Annotated in this window: 4 protein-coding genes; all 4 read right to left on the reverse strand. The window is 53.9% G+C overall.

What is annotated here, in order from left to right; translation table 11 throughout:
• Window positions 1-507: AAA family ATPase (locus tag AC1D1Z_RS34675; protein ID WP_477853320.1), on the reverse strand; the 507-nt coding region annotated here is incomplete at its 3' end.
• Complete coding sequence (locus tag AC1D1Z_RS34680) at window positions 504-1697, reverse strand: GmrSD restriction endonuclease domain-containing protein (protein WP_477700437.1); 1194 nt, start codon at window positions 1695-1697, stop codon at window positions 504-506. The genes AC1D1Z_RS34675 and AC1D1Z_RS34680, both read right to left, overlap by 4 nt.
• A 197-nt stretch (window positions 1698-1894) precedes the next feature.
• On the reverse strand, window positions 1895-2182 hold the full coding sequence (locus AC1D1Z_RS34685) for a hypothetical protein (RefSeq protein ID WP_477700436.1): 288 nt from the start codon (window positions 2180-2182) through the stop codon (window positions 1895-1897).
• A 226-nt stretch (window positions 2183-2408) separates the two neighbouring features.
• A partial coding sequence (locus AC1D1Z_RS34690; protein ID WP_477853322.1) for a nuclease-related domain-containing DEAD/DEAH box helicase occupies window positions 2409-4076 on the reverse strand: 1668 nt, incomplete at its 5' end.

Here is a 4076-nt window from a genome sequence, read left to right on the forward strand (position 1 = left end):
ACTTCCCAGTGATCCCAGTATCTGCGCACAAAACTCTCCACGCACACCGACCTCCAAAGATTCGGAGGAGTGCGGGGAATCAGCGAGTACCAACCGGGGGCCGAGTCGCTCGGCACATAGGTATGTAAATGCCCTTGGCTCCTCAACATAGGCTGTAGGCAGCTCGTTGGGGGCATTCTGCACCGACAAATACAGAGCCTCATCAGCAGGCACGCCAAATTTCCATGTGCAGGTGATATTGGAATCAGCGCGCATGCTGATTTCAATGATTTCAGTAGACGTCCAATTGCGAACGCTTGCAGCAGTTCCGAGGTCCACTCCAAACAAATCCTTCAGGCCCACTTCCGTTTTTAGCGGGTATGCCGAGGCTCTTTTGACCAGTAAGAGGGCGTGAATAAATGATGTTTTACCGGATCCGTTCAGACCAGTCAGTATGGTTAGCGGACACACATCAAATTGCTGATGATGGAACCGCTTGAAGCCGTGAATAGTTACTTCCGAGATCACTTAAGTGCCCCAGCCAAAACTGCCCGTGTGCGTTCAATCCTTCCTTGCACGGCTCTGGGGTCACCAGTCCCGACTGTCACCGATCTCACGTATTCGGGGTCCTCAAACGCGGACCAGAACGCCGCGCGAATGGCCTCTGCTTTGGGGAACAACTCTCTAAGCCGGTAGTCCGCAAAAGCGACCGCCTGGCACTCGAAAACAGCCCGACTGATTGGACTGCGCCGCTTTGCCTTTGATGAGAGACGACGAAACGCCTGGTTTTCAAGAATAACGTGCGCGTTGTTCATAGCTTGTTCGAAATCCAGGCGCAAGGTGTGAAGCTCGTCGTCAGTAATTGGCGGGCCTTTTGCCGGTAGGCTATCGAGACGCCTAGTGTAGTCAACCAAGAATGAGTTCAAGCCGTTGTGCTTTCGGTACTCCTCGTCCGTGTAATGTCTAAGTGCGCAGAAGCGCAGTACCAGTTCTCGATTCGCCATCCGAGCGGTATTTCTGACTCGCATGCCGTTCACATCTAGGCCCCAGTAGCTCCACCCGGTAGCCGTATCGAAGACCTGCAACTCTGACAGGTCTTTCAAAAAGAGGCGGGACCTTGACTTACTCATCGCATGTCGGATTTCCTGGGTCGAGAGAGGTTCACCCAGCGTATTTACGCGTCCGAAAATGTCGTACTTCACTTCATCTGGGGTCTGCGGCTCGATAACGTGAACCACAATCTGTGCGGTTTGAACTCGGCGCAAGTCAGCCGGCTCCAGCATGGAAAAAGTGGCGCCGTGAAGGTGTTTTAGGTATTCCAGATCGCCCTTATCAAGAACGTGCCCGTTATCCATGAATAGCGAAACCGTGGATAGTCGCTGGACGCCGTCCACCACTTGGAACCTACCATCATCATCTTGATTGAAATAAAATGCGGGCAAGGGGATGCCAAGCAAGATCGACTCAATGAGTTTCGTGCGCTGGCGTTGTTTCCACACATAGTCGCGCTGGAAGTCGGGGGAAAGATCAATATCACCGACTTGGATCTGCGCCACTGCTTCGCGCAGAGAAAAGTACTTCGTGGTTATCCGAATTTTGCTCGGATCCCAAGGAACAGCCTCAGTGTTCGCTTGGCCGAGATCTTCTTCTTCGATTGCCGTCGACGCCAAAGTTGCGTCAAGTTCAACCTGTTCCGGTAGTGATGACTCATTCTGCATGGGTGTCCCTCAGTGATGCGGCTTTCGTTTGGAGCCCTAAGTATGGCGGTTATTCAGAGTGACATTACAACGCTTGCCAAAAAACTGGAAACCAGTTCGCCCGGATGGATGCTTGATCGGTGTTTGCGCTGCACGCCGCCTTGCCACCGGTCCTGCGTGGGCGTTATCGCCCCAACTCAAGACAAACGGTTTTCAATTTAAGGTTTGTATTTCACTCGTTTGGCATCCAGCGAGTCGGCCCTAATTTTGGCAACCTTGGCAATTTCTTCGCTCTGATCTTTAGCCTTGATGCGTTTTTTGAAATCAAGCTGGCCCACGGCAGCCTTAATGACAGCAATGATCTCTGCGGGCCACTTTTTTTTGTTGGCAACATCAAGCAAGTTCTGCAACTCCTCGAGGTCGGCATTCAATTGGCCAAATTGCTTCACGAACTCCCTCAGATCAGGAGGCCCATCCTTTTCCCATTTCTCGAAAAGCTCTCTCACTTTGTTCTCCCTGTTAACAACTCGCTGAAGTTCTCACCGTTTAACGCTCACGGAACCATATTTTTCTTAGTCCATTCGTACAAAATGCCTTTTTCATATCGCAGCTTTTCAATATTGTTGAATTCCGTCCACATCCGACCCACGTGGCACTACCCTGCTTGGTTTAAAGCAGGGGGGGATTGAGGAGTGATACGCGCACCCACACTTTGGTTCGCTGGAGAAGTCGTCAACCGACATGCTCACTCCCGGAAGCTGCCGCCATTCGTTGCGCAAAAGCGCTGGCCTGCTTGTCATAGGCCGCCTTTTGATCAGATGAAAGGAAGACATGGAGCAACCCTCTGGCGCGAGAAAGACCCGCGTAGTGCAACATGGAGCATTCAGGCTTCCCCATGCCTTCCATGTCGATAGCGAGCACTACCGATCTTTCCAGTCCCTTGAACGAATGCATAGTCGAAAAAAGCATGTCCCCAGCTCCGGCGTCGCCGACATCAACCAGGGGCACATTCGAGAGCGAAGCGATCTCGGCTACCAGGGAATGCGCACGCCGTCTTGTTGACAGGACCGCGATGTCGCCGGGTTTGACTCCCCTCTTCGTCAGCATCGCCACTGCGGACTCGAGTTCGGAAATCATGGCCTTGCGGCTCTTGGCGTAAATATTGTGACATTCTGGTCCGCTCGGCGCACCTTCGATGGCTAAGTCGATTCCCGAAAGAATTGACGCTTGAATCGCTACCTGACGGGTATTGCGACAGTTCTCGAACAAGTCGTCGTATGCCGGTTGGGCTTCGCGCAGACGCTTCTCGACTTGGTCCTGGATTTCGGTGTCATAGATGTTCTGATAGCGGTCGAAGAATATGTGCCAACGACCGCGATTGACACCTGGCGCGCCAAGCATCAGATCGAAGGCATCTATATTGTCCGGAGTAAGAAGGTCCTGCGCCTCGTCGATCACTAGTGCGTCCCAGGGCTTGAGATCGCATTGAATCGCCGCTTCGACAAACGTGCGTGGAAAGACTTCAGCGAAGAGTTCCTCGTCGCTGACCTTGGCGTTCAATCTATCTGCGAGTCCCGCACGATCAATTACCTCCTTGTACAGGGCGTGCACATGGCGAACTTCGATCGCCTTAGCCGCGGGATCTGCGCCGAGCGCCAGTGTCAAGTGCCGGGCGAGAAGTTGATTGAAGCAGAGGTAGAGCACGCGGCATCCCTGAGCCGCAAGCTGCCGGGCCCGGTCAACCGCAATGACGGTCTTGCCGGTGCCCGCTCTTCCGCGGACAATGGTCCGCGGATTTGCGGCCATTCGCCTAGAGGCACGTATCTGATCATTCGTGAGATGAATGATCGTGTTTTCCACGCCGGTGAGATAGCTTCCAAGATTGAAGCAAGACTCCACGTCCGGCCGCAGCAGTCTTCTTGCGAGCTGGACCTCGGCCTTGGTCGGAAGGCGCGGCGCTCGCCCATGCTTTCGGAGATACTCCTCTGTCCAGTGGCGCTGAAGTCGGCCAATGAACTGACGCACGTCGTGGCGGAACTCTCGATGATCCAGCAGAACCTTCTGCTCGATTTCAGCACCCGTGGCCGTGAATGTCTCCGTCGGCATGACGACACCGAATCCGAAGAGAATATCTCTGAAAGCAAGGTCACCTTCGACCAGTTGCTTCTGGATCGCGAACATTGCAGTCTTGGCCTGACTCCACGGGTCTTCACGCTTTGTGTACGAAGGCGAACCCGGATCGCCGAATATCCAGACGCCCTTGTCGCATGAGACCCTTCCGCCCTTAACTTCCAGGGCGAAGATACCGCGCATGGAGATGACCACGATATCTGCTTCGCCCCAGATCTTGGAGGCGTGCCTGTGAAGCCCGAGGGAGTGCAGTACAACGCAGTCCTGCTC

The sequence above is a fragment of the Rhizobium sp. P1_E1 genome (assembly GCF_056406015.1).